14 protein-coding genes are annotated in these 18,628 nt (G+C 61.1%); 6 read left to right on the top strand and 8 right to left on the bottom strand.

Translation table 11 applies throughout. From position 1 onward, the window contains the following. The first annotated feature begins 102 nt into the window (after positions 1-102). The 4 genes from PQR67_RS11905 to PQR67_RS11890 all read left to right on the top strand — a co-directional run bounded on the left by PQR67_RS11905 (position 103) and on the right by PQR67_RS11890 (position 6,770). The gene (locus tag PQR67_RS11905; RefSeq protein ID WP_408458663.1) at positions 103-2,088 is read left to right on the top strand and encodes a primary-amine oxidase; all 1,986 of its coding nucleotides are present in this window, start codon (positions 103-105) and stop codon (positions 2,086-2,088) included. Then, the gene (locus tag PQR67_RS11900; RefSeq protein WP_408458661.1) at positions 2,030-3,307 is read left to right on the top strand and encodes a hypothetical protein; all 1,278 of its coding nucleotides are present in this window, start codon (positions 2,030-2,032) and stop codon (positions 3,305-3,307) included. Before PQR67_RS11905 ends, PQR67_RS11900 begins: the two co-directional genes overlap by 59 nt. 187 nt (positions 3,308-3,494) lie before the next feature. After that, positions 3,495-4,976, top strand: a complete 1,482-nt coding sequence (styD, locus tag PQR67_RS11895) for a phenylacetaldehyde dehydrogenase StyD (RefSeq protein ID WP_408458658.1) — start codon at positions 3,495-3,497, stop codon at positions 4,974-4,976. Between the two features lie 867 nt (positions 4,977-5,843). After that, positions 5,844-6,770 carry a LysR substrate-binding domain-containing protein gene (locus tag PQR67_RS11890; protein ID WP_408458655.1) on the top strand — a complete coding sequence of 309 codons (927 nt, stop codon included), beginning with the start codon at positions 5,844-5,846 and terminating at the stop codon, positions 6,768-6,770. Here PQR67_RS11890 and PQR67_RS11885 read toward each other — a convergent pair. The 4 genes from PQR67_RS11885 to aldA all read right to left on the bottom strand — a co-directional run bounded on the left by PQR67_RS11885 (position 6,762) and on the right by aldA (position 12,620). Continuing rightward, complete coding sequence (locus tag PQR67_RS11885; protein WP_408458652.1) at positions 6,762-8,432, bottom strand: GMC family oxidoreductase; 1,671 nt, start codon at positions 8,430-8,432, stop codon at positions 6,762-6,764. The genes PQR67_RS11890 and PQR67_RS11885 overlap by 9 nt on opposite strands. A 62-nt stretch (positions 8,433-8,494) precedes the next feature. Beyond that, positions 8,495-9,712: a mandelate racemase/muconate lactonizing enzyme family protein gene (locus tag PQR67_RS11880; RefSeq protein WP_408458649.1), complete on the bottom strand. Its 1,218-nt coding sequence runs from the start codon at positions 9,710-9,712 to the stop codon at positions 8,495-8,497. Beyond that, complete coding sequence (locus PQR67_RS11875; protein ID WP_408458647.1) at positions 9,713-11,032, bottom strand: MFS transporter; 1,320 nt, start codon at positions 11,030-11,032, stop codon at positions 9,713-9,715. Between the two features lie 163 nt (positions 11,033-11,195). Further along, positions 11,196-12,620, bottom strand: coding sequence for an aldehyde dehydrogenase (aldA, locus tag PQR67_RS11870; RefSeq protein WP_408458645.1), 1,425 nt, complete (start codon positions 12,618-12,620; stop codon positions 11,196-11,198). Positions 12,621-12,946: 326 nt separating this feature from the next. Between aldA and PQR67_RS11865 the strand changes: the two genes are divergently transcribed. After that, positions 12,947-14,104 (top strand): porin, encoded by a 1,158-nt coding sequence (locus tag PQR67_RS11865; RefSeq protein ID WP_408458642.1) that lies wholly within the window; start codon positions 12,947-12,949, stop codon positions 14,102-14,104. Here the strand turns inward: PQR67_RS11865 and PQR67_RS11860 are convergent. The 3 genes from PQR67_RS11860 to PQR67_RS11850 form a co-directional block, all read right to left on the bottom strand. Then, positions 14,101-14,418 carry an ArsR/SmtB family transcription factor gene (locus PQR67_RS11860; protein ID WP_408458639.1) on the bottom strand — a complete coding sequence of 106 codons (318 nt, stop codon included), beginning with the start codon at positions 14,416-14,418 and terminating at the stop codon, positions 14,101-14,103. The genes PQR67_RS11865 and PQR67_RS11860 overlap by 4 nt on opposite strands. A gap of 61 nt (positions 14,419-14,479) precedes the next feature. Then, positions 14,480-14,977, bottom strand: a complete 498-nt coding sequence (locus PQR67_RS11855; RefSeq protein WP_408458636.1) for an SRPBCC family protein — start codon at positions 14,975-14,977, stop codon at positions 14,480-14,482. A gap of 91 nt (positions 14,978-15,068) precedes the next feature. After that, complete coding sequence (locus PQR67_RS11850; RefSeq protein WP_408458634.1) at positions 15,069-16,085, bottom strand: zinc-dependent alcohol dehydrogenase family protein; 1,017 nt, start codon at positions 16,083-16,085, stop codon at positions 15,069-15,071. A 135-nt stretch (positions 16,086-16,220) separates the two neighbouring features. Here PQR67_RS11850 and PQR67_RS11845 point away from each other — a divergent pair, with 135 nt between their 5' ends. After that, positions 16,221-17,153, top strand: a complete 933-nt coding sequence (locus PQR67_RS11845; protein ID WP_408458631.1) for a LysR family transcriptional regulator — start codon at positions 16,221-16,223, stop codon at positions 17,151-17,153. Between the two features lie 67 nt (positions 17,154-17,220). Here the strand turns inward: PQR67_RS11845 and PQR67_RS11840 are convergent, their stop codons facing one another. After that, on the bottom strand, positions 17,221-18,588 hold the full coding sequence (locus tag PQR67_RS11840; RefSeq protein WP_408458629.1) for an MFS transporter: 1,368 nt from the start codon (positions 18,586-18,588) through the stop codon (positions 17,221-17,223). Positions 18,589-18,628 lie beyond the last annotated feature (40 nt).

Here is an 18,628-nt window from a genome sequence, read left to right as displayed (position 1 = left end):
AATATTGGGTTCCTACGATTTGCCATCGACTCAGCGTTCACCGCGTTTTGCTCTTCTACGCGGGACCGCGGTCCGGTCCAGCACACTCCTTACGGGAACCTTATGAACACGAATGCCACGAAAGCCGCTCACGCCCCCGTTCATCCGCTTGATCCGCTGAGTCCGGACGAAATGCAGCTTGCCTGCGATCTCGTGAAAGCCGCCGAAAAACTCGACGCGCAGGTGCGCTTCCCGATGGTCGAATTGCGCGAGCCGCCAAAGGCCGAGGTGGTCGCATTCAAGAGCGGCGAGTACTTTTCGCGCGTGGCATTCGTACTGGCAATCGACCGCACGAACGGCACGACCATCGAGTACAACGTAGACCTGAGAGAAAAAAGAATCGCCTCGCGCAACGCGCTACCGTGTGATCGGGCGCCTTACGGCCAGCCGCCGATCATGATCGAAGACTTCATGAACGCCGAGCAGATCGTCAAGAACGACGCCGCGTGGCGTGTTGCGGTATTGAAGCGCGGCCTGACCGAGCACGATCTGGAGCGCGTCCAGGTCGATCCGTTCTCCGCCGGCTGCTTCGACCGCGAGAACGAGAATGGCCGGCGCCTGGTGCGTTGCGTGAGTTACTACCGCGAGAGCGTGACCGATAACGGCTACGCGCATCCGATTGAAGGCGTGGTGGCGGTGGTCGATCTGCTCGAGAAGCGAGTGATCGAACTCGTGGACGACGGCCGCATCATTCCAATTCCGCGCGCGAAGCACAACTACGACACGCCGAGCCTCGGTGAGGCGCGCAGCACACTCAAGCCGTTGTCGATCAGCCAACCCGAGGGTCCGAGCTTCAGGATCGACGGCTGGCATGTGAGCTGGCAGAACTGGAACTTCCGGGTCGGCTTCACGCCGCGCGAGGGGCTGGTGCTGCATCAACTGTCATGGGACGACGGCAAGAACGCGCGGCCGATTATCTACCGGGCGAGCGTGACCGAGATGTGCGTGCCCTACTCCGACCCGAGCACGAACCACTACTGGAAAAGCGCATTCGATGCCGGCGAATACGGCCTGGGAAAACTGGCGAACCAGCTCGAACTCGGTTGCGATTGCCTCGGCACGATCCGCTATTTCGACATCCCGTCTGCTGACGATTTCGGCAATGCGTTCCTGATGAAGAACGCCGTGTGCATGCACGAAGAAGATTACGGCACCTTGTGGAAACACTATGAGTTTCGCACTGGCGTCTTCGAAATGCGCCGTTCGCGTCGCCTCGTGATCTCGTTTTTCGCGACGGTCGGCAACTATGACTACGGTTTCTACTGGTACCTGTATCAGGACGGCACGATCCAGCTCGAATGCAAGTTGACCGGCATCGTCCAGACGTCCGCGGTGGCCGACGGCGACACGTATCCGTGGGGCGGCATGATTACCGAAAACCTTGGCGGCCCGACCCATCAGCACTTCTTCAACGCGCGGATGCACATGATGGTGGACGGTGAGCGCAATACCGTGACCGAACACGAATTCGTGCCGCGCCCGATGGGCGAAACGAATCCGTACGGCAACGTCTTCGACACCACGAAGCGCGTGTTCAGAACCGAGAGCGAAGCCGCGCGCGTCGCGAACGGCAGCACCGGACGTTACTGGAAGGTGACCAACCCGAACGTGAAGAACGCTGTCGGCGCGAATCCCGGCTACAAGCTGATCGTGAACGACTCCCCGTTGATGCTGGCCGACCCGCGCTCCAAGGTTCGCCAACGCGGCGGTTTTGCCACCCGTCACGTGTGGGTCACACCGTTCGATCCGGCCGAGCGCTACGCGAGCGGCGACTATCCGAACCAGCACGCCGGTGGTGACGGCTTGCCCCGCTACATCGAGGCGAACCGCAACATCGAGAATGAGGACATTGTCTTGTGGCACAGCTTCGGTCACACCCATGTATGCAAACCCGAGGACTTCCCTGTGATGCCGGTGGAATACGCCGGCTTCATGCTCAAGCCGAACAACTTCTTCTCCGTCAATCCGACGATGGACTTACCGTCGGAGCGTGACCAAAACAGCGTTGAAGACGGCAAGTCTGCGGATCATGGCTGCTGCAAGCGCTGACCCGACGACGCGCGGCGCACGGCCTGCTGCGCGCGTGGGTGGCGCGATATCTATGCGCCCCGCGATTGCACGCAGCGTGGCACAGCGACTGATTGCACGCGATGCCAGCCTGGCACGCTGGCTGACAACTACGGTGCGAGGCGTTGCCTGTGTGTTGCTGGTGAGCGGCGCCTCCGCGCTGGTGGCGCAGACCGGTCTCAGTACGCGGGCCAGCGGGTTGTGGATGAGCGCGCTGGCGTTGGCGACGATGACGATCGTGCCGTTGTTGGTATCACGTGTAGCCAGACCACGCAGCACGCTTGCAACGACGGTGACACTGATGGCTGCGATGACCGCAATGGGCGCCGTGCCGGCATATGTGGATGGTTTGGAGCATTCCACGGCGATAGCCGGGTTGTTTGTAACGGTGGGTGCCATATTGCTGTTTTACCGATGGCATCTTGTCGGCGCGCTGACTTCGTCACCTGAAGATTTCGCTCGAAATCGGTACACGAATCAAAGCATAGACCGGTCGACCGGGGCCATCCATGCGACAGGAGCGACTGCGTTGCTCGCATTGTTTGCGGGCTTATCGAGCGGCATTCTTGCGCGTTTCCAGTTGTCTGCGATTTGCGGTGTGGGTGCCGCGCAACCGATCTGGCAGATTGCGCTTTCGCTGGGTGTTGTTTGCGCGTTGGCGTTCATTGCCGACTGTTCCGGCAACAACAACCGAATGTTGGTTGTCCTTTACGTGTTACGTGCGACGTCAATTATGGGTCTCGCAGCCTCAGACAGCCCGACAGCGGCCCTGCTCGCGACAAAGATATTTGTGGTTCTCGACTGCCTGACGATCCCGGCGCTGATGAAGCTGCGAGACGGATCGCACGGCGCAATAGGTGCGAGCTGCCCAGGCGGAGCACACCATATCGGAATGATATTGGGCGCAACGTTATCGACGACCCCCTATTTTTTCGGCACCGGATTCACGGTGCTGTATGTGCTAGGCGCAATGGCAAACGTGATATGTGCATACACGTTAGCAACGAAATGGCGCGCAAGAAAACCATTGCACAAGAACTCAAACCATCACAACCGCCGAGCAGACCCTTCCGACAAGCACGAAGTGCGAGTCGGGAGACATGACTGCCTTGTCACTACCGCGGAGTGCGCGGGAACACAGATTCCAGATGCACCACTACCGCGGCTGTGCGGGGGACCCGCTTATGAGCTGGCGGGGTGAGCCGCTTTCTTTGCTTATCTTTCTTTGCGGCGGCAAAGAAAGTAAGTGCCGCCCCGCACAGGGGCAACACTAATAGACCACGAACAAAGCAAGGAAAGGCCAAAAAACCAGAACAACGAAAACCCAACCGCCCAGACAAGCAGCAAGAAAAACCGCAAACCCAACACCACCACCGGAGACACCCAAAATGCCCGACCAAAAAACCAGAACACATCAGCTCCCGACCACGATGTTCATCAATGGCGAAAAAACCACAAGCGCCGCAGGCAAAACCTTCCCCATCTACAACCCAGCAACAGGAGAACATCTAGCCCAACTCCCAGACGCATCAGAAGCCGACATCGACCACGCGGTCAAAACCTCAAAAGCGGCCTTCGAATCCGACACCTGGCGCAGAATGCCGCCAGCCACCCGCGAGCACCTGCTACTAAAGCTAGCCGACCTGGTAGAACAGCACACAGACGAACTAGCCACGCTAGAAACGCTAAACCAGGGAAAACTCATAGCATTCTCAAAGATGCTGGAAGTTTCAGGCAGCGTCCAATGGCTACGCTACATGGCCGGCTGGGCCACCAAAATCGAGGGCACGACATTCGACCTGTCGATCGCCTTCCCACCCGGCACCCGCTACAACGCGTCGACGAAACGCGTCCCGGCCGGTGTCGTCGCCGCAATCGTCCCGTGGAATTTCCCACTGCTGATGGCGGTCTGGAAAATCGCCCCGGCGCTCGCATGCGGCTGCACCGTCGTGCTCAAACCCGCCGAAGAAACCCCTTTAACGGCGATCCGCCTGGCCGAACTGGCCCACGAAGCCGGCTTCCCGCCAGGCGTATTCAACGTCGTCACTGGCCGCGGCGAGACTGCCGGCGCGGCGCTGGTCAAGCATCCGCTGGTGAACAAGGTCACGTTCACAGGATCCACCGAAGTGGGCCGCATCATTGGCCGCCAGTGTGCTGACGATCTGAAGCGGGCATCGCTGGAGCTCGGCGGCAAGAGTCCGGTGATCGTGCTGGACGATTGCGACCCGAAGAAGGCCATTGAAGGCGCGGCGGGCGCGATTTTCTTCAACCACGGGCAGGTCTGTACCGCGGGTTCTCGCCTGTATGTCGCACGATCGATTTACGACGAAGTCGTCCAGGGCATTGCAGCGGTGGCCGACGGCATTGCATTGGGTTCCGGTTTCGATGCCGCAACGCAGATGGGTCCGATGGTTTCTGCCCGGCACCGCGACAAGGTCATGGGCATGATTGCGGAGGGCAAACAGGAAGGCGGCGAGATTCTGTCGCGCGATGCGGCCGTTGACGCGGAGGGTTTCTTTGTTCGGCCGACGGTCATTGCCAATCGTGCGTGCAAACCGCTTTCCGTTGTCAGGGAGGAGGTGTTCGGACCCGTGCTGGTGGCGATGCCTTATGACGATATCGATGAAGTGCTGGCACAGGCCAACGCGTCGGAATATGGTCTTGGCGCGAGTGTGTGGACGAATCAGCTCGATAAGGCGTTACGACTCGTCGATGGGATCGACGCTGGGACGGTTTGGGTCAATACGCACAATATGGTTGATCCGGCGATGCCGTTTGGCGGGTTTAAGGCGTCTGGGATCGGGCGGGAACATGGGAAGGCTATTGTTGATTCTTATACTGAAAGTAAGTCGGTTTGTATTGCTTATTGACCCGGTTTTTTTGCCTGTTCGGCGCTTGGTTGTGGTTTTATGGTTTTGGCCTTTCCTTGATTTGTTAGTGGTCTATTAGCGTTGCCCCTGTGCGGGGCGGCACCTACTTCTCTTTGCCTGCCGCAAAGAGAAGTAGGCAAGAGAAAGCGGCTCAAACCGCTAATTCTTAAGCGGGTCCCCCGCGCAGCCACGGTAGTGGTGCATCTGGAATCCGTGCTCTCGCACATTCAGCGTCAGTGACACAGCAGTCATTCTTCCGGCGGCGCTGCGCGCGCCGACGCGCAGTTCATGAAACCACCCGTTGCGCTTTCGCGCTCGGGCCGTTCGTCCTTCGTCAAAATTGAAGTGGGGAACCGCCAATGAGTGCGGGAGCGCCTCGCCGAGGCGAAGCCGATGGCTCCCACCACACTCAACCGAAACTCCAGGTTTCCCTTGCAGACTCGTCCGCGACGCACGCAGTGCGGAGTGGGAGCGAATGAGCGCCTTGTCACTAGCGCGGAGTGTGCGAGAGCACGGATTCCAGATGCACCACTACCGTGGCTGCGCGGGGGACCCGCTTAGGAGTTAGCGGTTTGAGCCGCTTTCTCTTGCCTACTTCTCTTTGCGGCAGGCAAAGAGAAGTAGGTGCCGCCCCGCACAGGGGCAACGCTAATACACCACTAACAATTCAAGGAAACGCCAAGGAGCACAAGAGCACAGGGGCAACGCTAATAAACCGCTAAGAAAACAAGGAAAGGCCAACACCGCACGCCTACAACCAAGCGCCGCGCAGGCAAAAGCCCTCACCCCCCAACCGCATGTGCAACAAAGTAAAATACCACCACCCGCGCCTCAGGCGCCCCACCGGCCCCGATCTTGAAACGCAAAATGCCCGCGCTAAACGCGCTAAAAGCCTTCGAAGTCGCTGGCCGCACGGGCAGCTTCACCCGCGCAGCGGAGCTGCTGAACGTGACTCAAAGCGCAGTCAGCCGGCAAGTCCGGCAACTGGAAGCCCAACTCGGCGAGACCTTGCTCCAGCGTCACCATCATCACCTGGAACTCTCGGCCGCCGGCCGCATCCTCCTGCAAGCACTGCAACAATCATTCGACCGGATTGAACTCACCGTCCGCAGCCTGCAAGAGAAAACCCACCGCAACCGCCTGCGCATCAACGCGCCACCCACCTTCACGAGCCGTTGGCTGATGCCGCGTCTCGGACGTCTGCGTGACGCACACCCGCATCTGGAACTCAGCCTGTCCACGCGTATCGACGACAATCTCGCCGAATCGGGCGTGCTCGACTGCGCGATCCGTTTCGGCAACGGCGAATGGGAAGGTTTCGACAACCGTCTGCTGATGAACGAACGGCATATCGCCGTCTGCTCGCCCGCATTGCTGGCACGCCAGGCCGGCCGCGCGGGCATCGATCTGAACCAGTTCACGCTGCTGCATGTGCTCGCAAGCGCCGATCAGCGCTATCTGACCTGGCAACACTGGTTAAAAGCCGCCGGCATCGACAACGTCGACACCCGCGGCGGCTATGAATTCGATCTGCTCGATCACGCGATCCGCGCCGCTGTCGACGGCCTCGGCGTGACGATCGCCGATCGTCACATGATCGGCCGTGAACTCGCGGAAGGCCAACTCGTGCAGGTCCTGAACGTGCACGTCGACGGGCATCAGTCGTACTGGCTCGTCACGCGCGCGGAACAGGACGAGCTGCCGCATGTCGCACTCTTCCGCGACTGGCTGCAACAGGAGATCTGGCTGACCGAACGCGCGCTCGATTCGTCGGAGTCGGCGCCGTTAGGCTGAGAAAGCTGATTCGGCCAGCTCTGTCGCATCGGGTTCAAAGGCGGCTTCGACAGCGGCGTCCATGAGGATCATCTCAGCGCCCTTCTCCGCAACCATCATGGTCGGCGCATTGATGTTGCCCGACGTGATGTTCGGGAAGATCGAAGCGTCGACCACGCGCAAGGCGGCAACGCCGTGCACCCGCAAACGCGCATCGACCACCGAGGTATGCGGATCGTCGCCCATCGCGCACGAGCCGCACAGGTGATAGATCGAACCCGATTGCTCACGGAAATACTGCAGAAAGCCCTCACGCGTATTCACTTGCGGGCCCGGCGAAATTTCCTCGACGGTGATCTCTTTCAACGCCGGTGATGCCATCACCTTGCGCACCAGTTCGCAGCCCTGAATCACCTCGTCGATGTCCTTCTCCGTGGTCAATGCGTTGATGCGGATTTTCGCGGCGTCTTCCGCACGGTTCGACGCGATCTCGATCGATCCGCGACTCGTCGGCCGGCAGGGGTTGAATGCCAACAGGAAGCCCGAATAGGGTTCGGGTTCCAGGCTCGCCTTGTTACTCTTTGGAATCCGGTACGACAGCGGATTGAAGTACAACTGCAGATTCGGCTGTGCTTCCTGATCGTTGCCCTTGAAGAACCCGCCCGACTGGTTCACGCTCATCGCGAGCGGTCCCTTGCGCGTCAGCAGATACTGCAGGCCGAGCTTGAGCTTGCCGAGCAACGGCCGCATTTCGTCGTTCAGCGTCTCCACGTTCGCGCGGTAGTAGAAGCTCACGCACAGATGGTCCTGCAGATTCTGTCCCACAGCGGGCAGTTCCTTGACCATCGCGATGCGATGCTTCGCCAGCAATGCGCTGTCGCCTACGCCCGAGAGTTGCAGCAGCTTGGGCGAATCGACCGCGCCCGCCGCCAGGATCACCTCGCGCTTCGCCATGAATTGCCGCGTAGCGCCGTTCTGCGTCACGCTCACACCGATTGCCCGCTGCTTGCCGTCGAATAGCACGCGGTTCGCCAACGTGTCACGCTCGACCGTCAGGTTCTTGCGCGTCAGCACAGGATGGAGGTACTCGAAGCTGCTGGACGAACGCTGCCCGTTGCGCGTGTTCACGTCGTAGATGCCCGCGCCTTCGAATCGCGCGCCGTTGAAGTCGTCGCTGCGCTTATAGCCGGCCTGGTCACAGCCTTTCAGGAACACGTGACAGATTGGATGAACCGCATCCTTCATCGGGGAGATACGGATCGGGCCGTCCGCGCCGTGATACTCGGTGTTGCCGAGCGGATGCGATTCGAGCTTGCGGAAATACGGCAGCACATCGTGAAACGCCCAGCCCGGATTGCCCGCCGCAGCCCAGTCGTCGAAATCGTGCGGCTGGCCCCGTACATAGATCATCGCGTTGATCGAGCCGGAGCCGCCCTGCACCTTGCCTCGCGGGCAATAGATCGGCCGGTTGTCGAGTTCCTTTTCGGGCTCGCTGTAGTACATCCAGTTATAGGTTTCGTTGTAGTACGTCTTGGTGAAACCCACCGGAATCTTGAACCAGAACGAGCTGTCCTTGCCGCCCGCTTCAAGCAGCAGGACGGAATATTGGCCCGACGCCGAAAGGCGATTGGCGAGAATGCAGCCCGCCGAACCCGCACCGACGATGATGTAATCGTAGTTCATGCTCTATATCGCCAGACGGCGCCCAATCCATTGAATGCGTAAAACCGATGAAGCCGGGAGCTTCAGCCCTTGGCCGCCGCGAGATCTTTCACGTCGGCAGGACGAGCCGCCATCTGCAGATGCAAACGCTCGCCGGTATACGGCGTGTGCTGGCGCACCACGTCCATGTTCAACTCCACGCCGAGTCCCGGTTCCTGCGAAGGGATGATGTAGCCGTCTTCCCATTGAATCGGCTTCTTCAGCACCGCCGCATGGAAACCGTCCCACGTGCCGATGCTTTCCTGAATCAGGAAGTTCGGCGTGCAGGCTGCGAGCTGAATGCTGGCCGCCGCGCCGATCGGCCCGTTGTACAGATGCGGTGCGATCTGCGCGTAATACACCTCGGCGATCGCCGCGACTTTCTTCGCTTCGAGCAGGCCACCCACACGCGCCACGTTCAGTTGCAGGATCGACGCCGCGCCCGCTTCGAGCAGCTTGAAGAATTCATACTTGGTGGTCAGGCGCTCGCCCGCGGCAATCGGAATACTCGTGTGCCGCGCGACTTGCGCCATCGCGCCTTCCTGTCCCGGCGGCACCGGTTCTTCGAACCACAGCGGATCGTATTTCTCGAGCCGTTTAGCGAGCCGGATGGCCGACGACGGCACCATCTGCCCATGCGTGCCGAACAGCAGATCGGCCTTGCTGCCGACGGCTTCACGCACGCGGCGGCAGAATGTTTCGCAACGGTCGAGCACTTCCATCGACAGCTGATGACCCGAGTAAGCCGTGTACGGCCCCGCCGGATCGAACTTCACCGCGGTAAAACCACGCTTCACGTTTTCAACGGCGCACTCGGCCGCAAGATCGGGATCGTCGTAGTCGTACTCGCCCTTGCTGTTCTTCGGGTACAAGTACGTGTATGAACGCAGGCGCGGGTTCACCATACCGCCAAGCAGTTCGTACACCGGCTTGTTCGCCGCCTTGCCGATAATGTCCCAGCACGCCATTTCCAACCCGCTCACCACGCCCATCATCGTCAGATCGGGACGTTGCGTGAAGCCGCTCGAATACGCTTCGCGCCAGAGCCGTTCGATATGGTGGGGATCCTTATCGAGCAGGTAGCGGCCGAATACATCGTCGATGATGTGCGTCATCGCCTTCGGATGGAACGTCGCCGAATAGATTTCGCCGACGCCCTCAATACCGCAGTCGGTCTTGAGCTTCACGAAAATCCAGTACATGCCGCCTACGTGCGGCGGCGGTACGGCGACGATATGCGTTTCGAGCGAGACGACTTTCATTTACGCAACCCCTTTCCTGTTGAGCATGTTTCTCAGCGCGAGGCCGGCAAAGCCGCCGAGCGCCGCCATTGCGGCCACGTAGCCGAAGTAAAGCTGGTAACCGAAGACACCCGGGAAGTTCTGCGTCAGATAACCGTTGATCAACGGCAGGAACACGTCGGGCGAATAACCGAGTACGGAGATCAGGCCGATGGCGAGGCCCATCGTTTCGACCGGGATGTTGCAGCGGTCGAGCAGCGACCAGTAAAGACCCCGGATCGCGTAAGTCAGAATGCCGATGAACAGCACGAGAAACACCAGCAACACATGGCTCGAAATACGCGGCGCCGCCATCAGGCCCAGCAGTGACAGTGCGGCCAGGAACAGCGCGATCACCAGCACCGAGACCTTCGAGTAACGGTCGCCGAGAAAACCTCCGCCAATGCCACCGATCGGGCGCATCCACAGCTTGAGTGTCGTGATCGTGCCGGCCATCACTACGGTCAAACCGATCTCGCCTTCATGCAGATACGCGGAGAAGCTGTAGGTGGCCCAGAACACCTGATAGCCGCAGAACACGATGGCCGCGACCAGCCACAATTCGGGAATCGACGCGAGCGTTTTCAGATCGACCAGCACATTGTTGCGTTTGCGTGTGGCGCGGTTAGCGGCAGCGTCTTTTGTGCCTTGAGCGTCTTTGACGAGTGCGAGCACCACACCGAGCGCGATGCATAGAAAAGCGTACATGTAGACGACCATCCTGAAGCCGGCCGTCACCGGTTCGCCCTTGGTCTGAGTCAGCCAGGCGAACAGCGTGATCGCGATGGTCGCGAGCATGGCTTCGATCAAGCCGCGTCCGCCGTCGAGCAAACCGAAAAAGCGGCCCTGCTCGTGCGTACCGGCGATCATCGTCACGCGCTTGATGACAGCGGCCCAGAAGGTCAATCCGGTCGACAGCCCCCAGCCGCCGAAGATCAGCATCAGCATCTGGAACGACGGCGCGGTCGAATACCACAAGCCGAGCACGCCGGTTGCGATCAGCGAAAAACAGATCAACAGGCGCGGCGCGATCCGGTCGGCGAGCCAGCCGCTCGGTAGGTAGCTCAGCAGAAAGATCGTGCCGAGCGACGAATACAGATAGCCGAGCTGACTGTCGGTGATGTGAAACACTTCGAGCATGGTCGGCTGATAGACCTGCCGAAGATACAGAATCGGGTAAATCGCGCCGGCCGCCACCACCAGCAACATGAGCTGGATATAGCGTTGAGCATTATTGCTTTTCAGTGCGGCTGCTTCACTCGATGCGAGCGAAGCAGCGGTTTGAACGGGTTGCGATGACACGTGAGCGCTCCTGAGAGACACAGCGCCGGGCCGGGTCTCCAAATATTTTTATAGGTGCAGCGGTTTGCTGCGTTTCTGTGGGTTTCAAGGCGGTGCGTGCCACCTACTCTGAATCGCGCGGCACGCGCCGTTTTTGCTTCAATCGCTGCTTCAAATATCTGCTTCAGTACTTCATGACCACGAGGCGGGTCTGCGTGAATTCGAGCATGCCGTGCTTCCCGTCGTCGCCGCCGAGACCCGAACGTTTCCAGCCCGCGTGGAAACCTTGGTACGGATCGGCCGGCGTGCGGTTCACGTACAACTCGCCTGCCTCGATGCCGTTGGCGATCTTCATCGCGCTGCGATAGGTCTCGGTGTAAAGCACCGATGACAAACCGAACTGATGGTCGTTGGCCATCTCCAGTGCTTCGTCGAGCGTGCGGTATTTGACAACCGGCATGATCGGACCGAAGGTTTCTTCCTGGATGATTTCCATGTCCTGGCGGCAGTTCGACAGCAAGGTGGCCGGATAGAAATAGCCCACGCCTTGCGGCAGCTTGCCGCCGGTTTCCAGCGTGGCGCCCGCCGCAACCGCGCGCTCGACCATGCCGTGAATCGACTGGCGCGACGCCTCGTTGACGAGCGGCCCCATCAGCGAAGGCTGTTCGCTGCGATCGCCGCATTCCACCGCGCTCATGTGCTTCTTGAGCAGCGCGACGAAACGGTCATGCACGCTTTCCTGCACGTAGACGCGTTCAATCGCCGTGCAAAGCTGCCCGCAGTGCGTGGTTTTGGACGCGACCAGATCGCGCGCGGCCTTCTCGAGATCGGCATCTGCCTCGATGATCGCGGGCGTCTTGCCGCCCAGTTCGAGCGACGGCTTGGCGATGTTCGCCTTGCAGTATTCGAGTACCTTGCGTCCCGCGCCGACACTGCCCGTCAGCGTGATCATGCCGACCTTGGGATGCGTGCAGAGCGCCTCGGCGGTTGCGTGATTCATCGCGAGAATGTTCACGACGCCGGCCGGCAGGCCGGCCTTCTCCACCGCCCTCGCGATCTCGAACGCGGAGGTCGGCGTGTTGTTGCTCGGGCGCACCACCACGGTGTTGCCGGCGATCAGCGCGGGCGCCACCTTGCGCATGAACGTATAGACCGGGTAATTGAACGGGATCAGGCACGCGACCACGCCGATCGGTTCGCGATGCAGCACAAGGTTTTCGTCGGGCGTGTCGCTCGGAATCACCTCGCCTTCGATGCGGCGCGCCCACTCGGCGTGATAGCGGGTGATCTGGCCGGCGTAAATCGCCTCATTGGTGGCGTCGGCGACGCTCTTGCCCGACTCCAGCGCGAGCGCCGCGCCGATGGCCGGCGCGCATTCCGTGAGCGCGTCGGCGAGCTTGTGCAGATAGACCGCGCGCTCGGCCGAAGGCAGCTTGCGCCAGCCCTTTTGCGCGGCGGCTGCCGCGTCGACCGCGGCGACGGCCTCGGCCCGGGTGGCGCCCGTGACGTGTGCAATCACAGCGCCGGTGGCGGGGTTGATGACGGCGATGAGCTCGTCGCTTGCCGCGTCGATAAAGCAGCCGTTAGCAAAATTTCGATCGAGTCGCATGTCGTCTCCTGAAAACCTGGTGCGTTGGCGCATTGCCTTCGGCTATCGCCTTCATGCCAAAGGTGCATGAACGGAATTTTTCTCTGCGACACGATGCGCCACAAGCGAATAATTTGCGGGACAAACATTCGAAAAAATCACGTTTATCCAGGGATGTGCCTCATACGCGATTCCCGTCTCGAATAGCAGAATCCGGGCTTTGCCAAAAAGCAGTGGCCTTTAAAACCAGTCGGATCGCGGTTCGAACTCCCTTCGAGCCGCCTTTTGAACCCCGTTTTGAACCATCGCGGCCGCTCATTACCAACGTCTGGAGTTCATCAGTCACAATGAAAAAGAATCTCATCGCCACCACCGCTTTCACCGCGCTCGCCTCGCTGGCGGCCCCGTCCGCCTTCGCACAGAGCAGCGTGACCCTGTACGGCGTGCTCGACGAAGGCATCGACTACACCAACAACGCCGGGCGCGGCGCGGTCTGGGAAATGGCGAGCGGCTACGCGCAAGGCAGCCGCTGGGGGCTGAAGGGGTCGGAAGATCTGGGCGGCGGCATGAAGGCGGTGTTCCAGTTGGAAAACGGCTTCGACGTGAGCTCCGGACGGCTCGGCCAGGGCGGCCGCATGTTCGGCCGCCAGGCTTATGTGGGCTTGAGCGATAGCCGCCTCGGTACAGTCACGCTCGGACGCCAGTACGACTCGGTGGTCGACTACCTCGCGCAGACCACAGCCAACGGCAACTGGGCCGGCTACCTGTTTGCTCATCCGTACGACAACGACAATACGGACAACTCGTTCCGCCTCGGCAACAGCGTGAAGTACGCGAGCCCGGAGATCGCGGGCTTTCAGTTCGGCGGCGTGTACAGCTTCAGCAACGACACGAACTTCGCGAACAACCGCGCCTACAGCTTTGGCGGCCAGTATGCGAACGGCGGGCTGCTGATTGCCGCTGCGTACCTGCAGGCAAACAATCCGGGCGCGGGTTCCACCGGCGCGATCACGGCGAACGACGCGAGCTTTATCGCCGGGCGCATGCGGGTGTTCGGCGCCGGCATCAACTACACGGTCGGTGCGGCGACCGCGGGTTTTGCCTACACCAACTCAAACTATCAGGATCCGACGGGCAACGGCTATATCGGCATTCCGCTGGCGGCATCCGGCGTCCGGTTGAATACGCTGAAGTACCAGAATTTCGAAGTGAACGGCAAATACCAGTTCACGCCGGCCTTCTTTATCGGCGCGCAGTATGTGTACACGATGGAGAACTACGATGCGTCGACCGGCAGCGTGAAGCCGAAAATTCACTCGGTCGGTTTGATGGCGGATTACAACCTGACGAACCGCACCGACGTTTACGTGCAGGGCGAATACCAGAAGGTCGCGGGCAGCTCGACGAACTCGATTCTCGACAACGCGTTTATTCCGGGCGTGCAGGCGCCTTCGTCGACGGGCAATCAGCTCGCCGTGCGGGTCGCGTTGCGCCACAAGTTCTAAGGGTTGGCAAGCAGCGCCTTCAATCGCAACAACGCCTGGTCCCACTGCTGCGAAATCGCTTCGAGCGCGCGCCGCGCTTCGTCCAGGTGGGCTGGCTCGAACGCCCATAAGCGTTCACGGCCTGCCTTGACGTCGCGTACCAGGCCCGCGTTGGCCAGCACCTGTAAATGCTGCGTGACCGACTGCCGTGTCATTTCCGTTCCGGCGGTCAACTGTGCAATCGACATCGCACTGCCCGCGCACAACACGGCGATCAGACGCAGACGTGTTTCGTCGCCGAGCGCCGCAAAAATCTGCGCGGAGCTTCGCAGCATGGCGGCTTTTACACGTGCATGACCGGCAGCGGGTTTGGCACTGGGCGGCTTGTTGGACAGCTTAAGCCTTGGCGACATATTTTTCGATGTTGATCATCTGCTCTTCCCAGCCGCCGCTATTCATGCGGAACGCTTCCGCGCGGCGCGCGGCGGGAATCCGGTCAAAACCCGATTCGCTCACACGCAACAACGTGCCCGAATCGACCTCGTTCAACTCGAATACGACCAGCGTGGTGGGCTCCGGCGAGTAATCGACCGTTACGTCCACCGCGGCCGGATGCCAGCGAAACGACAGATGATGTTCCGCTTCGACCCTCTCCACCAGCACGTCCATCACAAGGTGCTCATAACCCGGATAGGTGATGTTGCCTTGAATGGACTGACCGGCCACAAACCGCTTGCCGGTAAAATCCACGCAAAACCATTTGCCGAATTCCTCGGCGTTCGACACCGCGCGCCACACGCGTGAGCGCGGCGCCTTCAGCAGAATCTGTTTTTCGATGCGATCGGTCGATGCGTCTTTCGCTGAGTTTTTCGTTGCGTCTGAAGAGATGTTCATATGCAGCCTCCTGACTGCATATTAGGCACGCCACACACAACATGCAAGTATTTGCCTGCTTATTTTCCGGCCCACGGCAAACGCTCCCGCCTCAGGCACCGACCTCGACCACCACTTTGCCGAACGCACCGCGTTCGAGATGCGCCAGCGCCGCCGGCAACTCGTCGAATGCGTAGACCGTATCGACAACGGGCTTGAGATCGAGCATATCGACCGCGCGCACCAGATCGTCGAGTGCGCGCCGATGTCCAACGCCGATGCCCTGGATCGTCGGCCGGCCGATGAACGACGGAATACTCGGCAGTGACATGTTGTAGCCGTCGAGCGTGCCGATCAGCGAAATGCGGCCGCCCTGACGCAGCGCACGCAACGAGGCGCCGAGGTTATCGCCGCCCGCCAGTTCGAATACGTGATCGACGCCACCTCCGCCCGTCATCTCGCGCGCAACACGATCCCAATCGGGCGTCCCGGTGCGGTCGATACCATGCGTCGCACCGAGTTCGCGCACGCGCCGCAGCTTGGCGGCGCTACTCGACGTCACGATGACCTGTGCGCCGTGGGCCCGGGCGAGTTGTACACCGAACAGCGCCACGCCGCCGGTGCCTTGCATCAGCACCGTTTGCCCGGCGTGCACAGCGCCCTTCTCGACCAGCGCGAACCACGCGGTGAGCCCGGCACATGGCAGCGTGCTGGCTTCGATCGCGCTCAGCGTGCGCGGCGCGCGCACCGCCCAGGCTTCATTCAACACGATGTACTGCGCCAGCACGCCGGGCAAGGAGCCACCGAGCACGCGTGCCTCAGGCGGCCATTCGCCGTCGATCCACCCCGCCCAGAACGTACCGAGCACGTCGTCGCCTTCGCTGAACCGCGTCACGCCTGCGCCCGTGGCCACCACGACGCCGGCCAGATCAGAACCCGGCGTAGCCGGCAGCGTCAGCGTCGTGCCCGATTGGCCGCCGTTAATGAAGCCCAGATCGCGGTAATTCAACGCAACCGCCGCCACGCGCACGACGATCTCCCCCGCGCCGGGCGTAGGCACAGCCGTTTCTTCCAGTTTCAGATGCTGCACGCCCGCTTCCCGAAAAACCCATTTGCCCATCGTTTGCATGTCGGCTCCCGCCTGTTCGTTACTGATGGCAAAAAGTCTACGGTTTCGAAACACGCTACAGTGGCGGAGAATATTCGCTATCTTGTAGCGTTTTATTCGCCAATTGTTGTGGTGAGCCAGCAGGGAGAATCTTCGATGAGAGACCGTCTGAGCGGCATCGCCGCCTTTGTGAATGCGGCGGAGGCCGGCAGCTTTGCGCTCGCCGCCGAGCGCATGCACCTGTCACGCTCGGCGGTCGGCAAGACCATCGCACGTCTGGAGGACCAGCTCGGCACACGGCTCTTTCACCGCACCACGCGCAGCCAGAGCCTGACCGAAGACGGCCATGCGTTCTACGAGCGCTGCGTGCGCGCGCTGGCCGAACTCGAAGCCGGCGAAGCCACCCTGCACGCAGGGCGCCGCGATCCACAGGGGCGCTTGCATGTGAGCGTGCCCGTGTTGTTCGGGCGGCGCTGTGTTGCACCGATTCTGCTGGAGTTGACGCAGCGATATCCGCAACTGGAGTTGCAGATCAGTTTCACCGACCGGGTTACCGATCTGGTCGAAGAAGGAATCGATCTGGTCGTGCGAAGCGGACACCTGCGCGGCGCGCCGGCGGGATTGGTGGCGCGCCGGCTTGGCGAGCAGATCATGACGCTATGCGCGGCGCCCGCCTACCTGGCGAAACACGGCACGCCACGCACGGTCGCCGACCTCGCCGCCCATGAGGGCATCTTCTATGTGACCGGGCGGCAAGAAGCAGCGTGGCCGCTGCCGGATGAAAACGGCGCATGGCAGAGCGTGGTGGCCCGGCATCGGCTACGTCTGGACGACCTCGAGACCATTCTCGCGGCCACCGTCGCCGGTGCGGGTATCGCACGTGTGCCGTGCTGGCTGATCGCCGACGCGCTCAATAGCGGCGCGCTGGTCAAGGTGCTGCCCGAGTTGCCTGGACCGCGCATCGAGCTTCATCTGGCCTGGCAACAGACGCGGCATCTGCCGTCGAGGATGCGGGTCGCAATCGATGAACTTGCGGCACGAGTGCCCGCCATTCTCGCCGCGGGCACGATGGAAATAACCGGCGCATAGCGCGGGAGCGCGCGCATCACCACGACACCCTGCGTGGCGACGCGCACGCCCTGGTGCATGAGTTGCATTACTCCGTTGCGTGCGCGTGAATCACACTGGTGTGCATGGACCACGCCATCCACGGACGGCGCAGCGCAACGATCGCAACGAACGCGCAAGCCGCCAGCGCGCCGAAGGTCGCGAAGCCCATCTGATAGCTGCCCGTGCTTTCCTTCGCAATGCCCATCACCACCGGCAGATAGAAGCCACCAATGCCTCCCGCAGCGCCGACGATACCCGACATCAACCCGGTGCGGCCCGCCCAGCGATGCGGCACCAGTTGGAAGGTCGCGCCGTTACCCAGACCGAAGGCCACGTACAGGCACAGCAGCAGCGCAATGCCGCCCACAATCGAAGGCATTGCCGCGGCGAAAACAAAATCGCACAGCGAAATGATCGCGAGCAGGATGGTCAAGGCGCGCACGCCGGACACCTTATCGGCAATCAAACCGCCCAACGGCCGCACGATCGCGCCGGTTGCGGCAAGCAATGCCATGAACAGCCCCGCGTCGATCTTCGACAACTGATACAGGTTGGTCAGCAGCAGCGAAACATACGACGACATGCCGACAAACCCGCCGAACGTGATGCTGTACACCAGCATGATCACCCACGTATCGCGCTCGGCCAGCACCGCGCGATATTTACTGGGCAGCACGGCAATCGCCAGCAACGCGCCGATCACCGGCAACAGCAGCACACCGGTCTTGCCCGAACCGAACATGCCCGCTTCGACCAGCAGCACCAGCACGATCAACCCGACGAGCGTGACCGAGAAGCTGCCGAACGCGCGTAGCACGCTGCCCGATTTGATGCCGGAATCGTTCGCCCAGAAGTACAGCGTGATCGCAGCGATGGCGAGCAGCGGCAGCGCACCGGCAGTCGCCATTTGCCATCCGTAATGGGCGGCCAGTTGCGGAAACAGGAAGCCGTCGAGCACCGCGCCGATGTTGCCCGCGGCGGCAAGGCCCAGCACCAGGCCCTGTACTTTCGGCGGATAGTTGCTGCCCGCCATTGGCAACGCCACCGCGAAACTCGCACCGCCCACGCCGAGGAACACGCCGAGCACCAGCAGCAAGGTGTACGACGGCACGAACGGCAACAACGGCAACACGATGGTCGGCACCGCCGACAGCAACACGCCCATCAGCGCAATGCGTTTGCCATGCGCCGATTGATAGAGGTTACCGAGCGTCACGCGCAGGATTGCCGCCGACAGCACCGGTACGGCGACCAGCAAACCTTGCTGCGCAGGCGTCATTGCAACGCTCTTGCTGATGAACGGCGCGAGCGGCCCGTATAGCACCCAGACAGTGAAGCCGGTGTCGAAGTAGAGAAAACACGCCACCAGTGCGCGCCAATCTCCACTCTTTAATGAGCTCATCACGTTTTTCATTAGGCATCCTCAAATAGACTGACTGTTTTCTAACCTGGTG

This window comes from Paraburkholderia fungorum (genome assembly GCF_046026025.1).
Lineage (GTDB): Bacteria > Pseudomonadota > Gammaproteobacteria > Burkholderiales > Burkholderiaceae > Paraburkholderia > Paraburkholderia fungorum_E.
This window is presented reverse-complemented; position numbering and strand designations above follow the sequence as displayed.

What these genes read in the sequence shown, in the direction of transcription:
- PQR67_RS11840 (WP_408458629.1), bottom strand. Translation starts at nt 18,588, where the DNA reads ATGAAAAACGTGATGAGCTCATTAAAGAGTGGAGATTGGCGCGCACTG.
- PQR67_RS11845 (WP_408458631.1), top strand. Translation starts at nt 16,221, where the DNA reads ATGAGAGACCGTCTGAGCGGCATCGCCGCCTTTGTGAATGCGGCGGAG.
- PQR67_RS11865 (WP_408458642.1), top strand. Translation starts at nt 12,947, where the DNA reads ATGAAAAAGAATCTCATCGCCACCACCGCTTTCACCGCGCTCGCCTCG.
- PQR67_RS11885 (WP_408458652.1), bottom strand. Translation starts at nt 8,432, where the DNA reads ATGAACTACGATTACATCATCGTCGGTGCGGGTTCGGCGGGCTGCATT.
- PQR67_RS11905 (WP_408458663.1), top strand. Translation starts at nt 103, where the DNA reads ATGAACACGAATGCCACGAAAGCCGCTCACGCCCCCGTTCATCCGCTT.
- PQR67_RS11850 (WP_408458634.1), bottom strand. Translation starts at nt 16,085, where the DNA reads ATGCAAACGATGGGCAAATGGGTTTTTCGGGAAGCGGGCGTGCAGCAT.
- styD (WP_408458658.1), top strand. Translation starts at nt 3,495, where the DNA reads ATGCCCGACCAAAAAACCAGAACACATCAGCTCCCGACCACGATGTTC.
- aldA (WP_408458645.1), bottom strand. Translation starts at nt 12,620, where the DNA reads ATGCGACTCGATCGAAATTTTGCTAACGGCTGCTTTATCGACGCGGCA.
- PQR67_RS11880 (WP_408458649.1), bottom strand. Translation starts at nt 9,712, where the DNA reads ATGAAAGTCGTCTCGCTCGAAACGCATATCGTCGCCGTACCGCCGCCG.
- PQR67_RS11860 (WP_408458639.1), bottom strand. Translation starts at nt 14,418, where the DNA reads ATGCTGCGAAGCTCCGCGCAGATTTTTGCGGCGCTCGGCGACGAAACA.
- PQR67_RS11890 (WP_408458655.1), top strand. Translation starts at nt 5,844, where the DNA reads ATGCCCGCGCTAAACGCGCTAAAAGCCTTCGAAGTCGCTGGCCGCACG.
- PQR67_RS11855 (WP_408458636.1), bottom strand. Translation starts at nt 14,977, where the DNA reads ATGAACATCTCTTCAGACGCAACGAAAAACTCAGCGAAAGACGCATCG.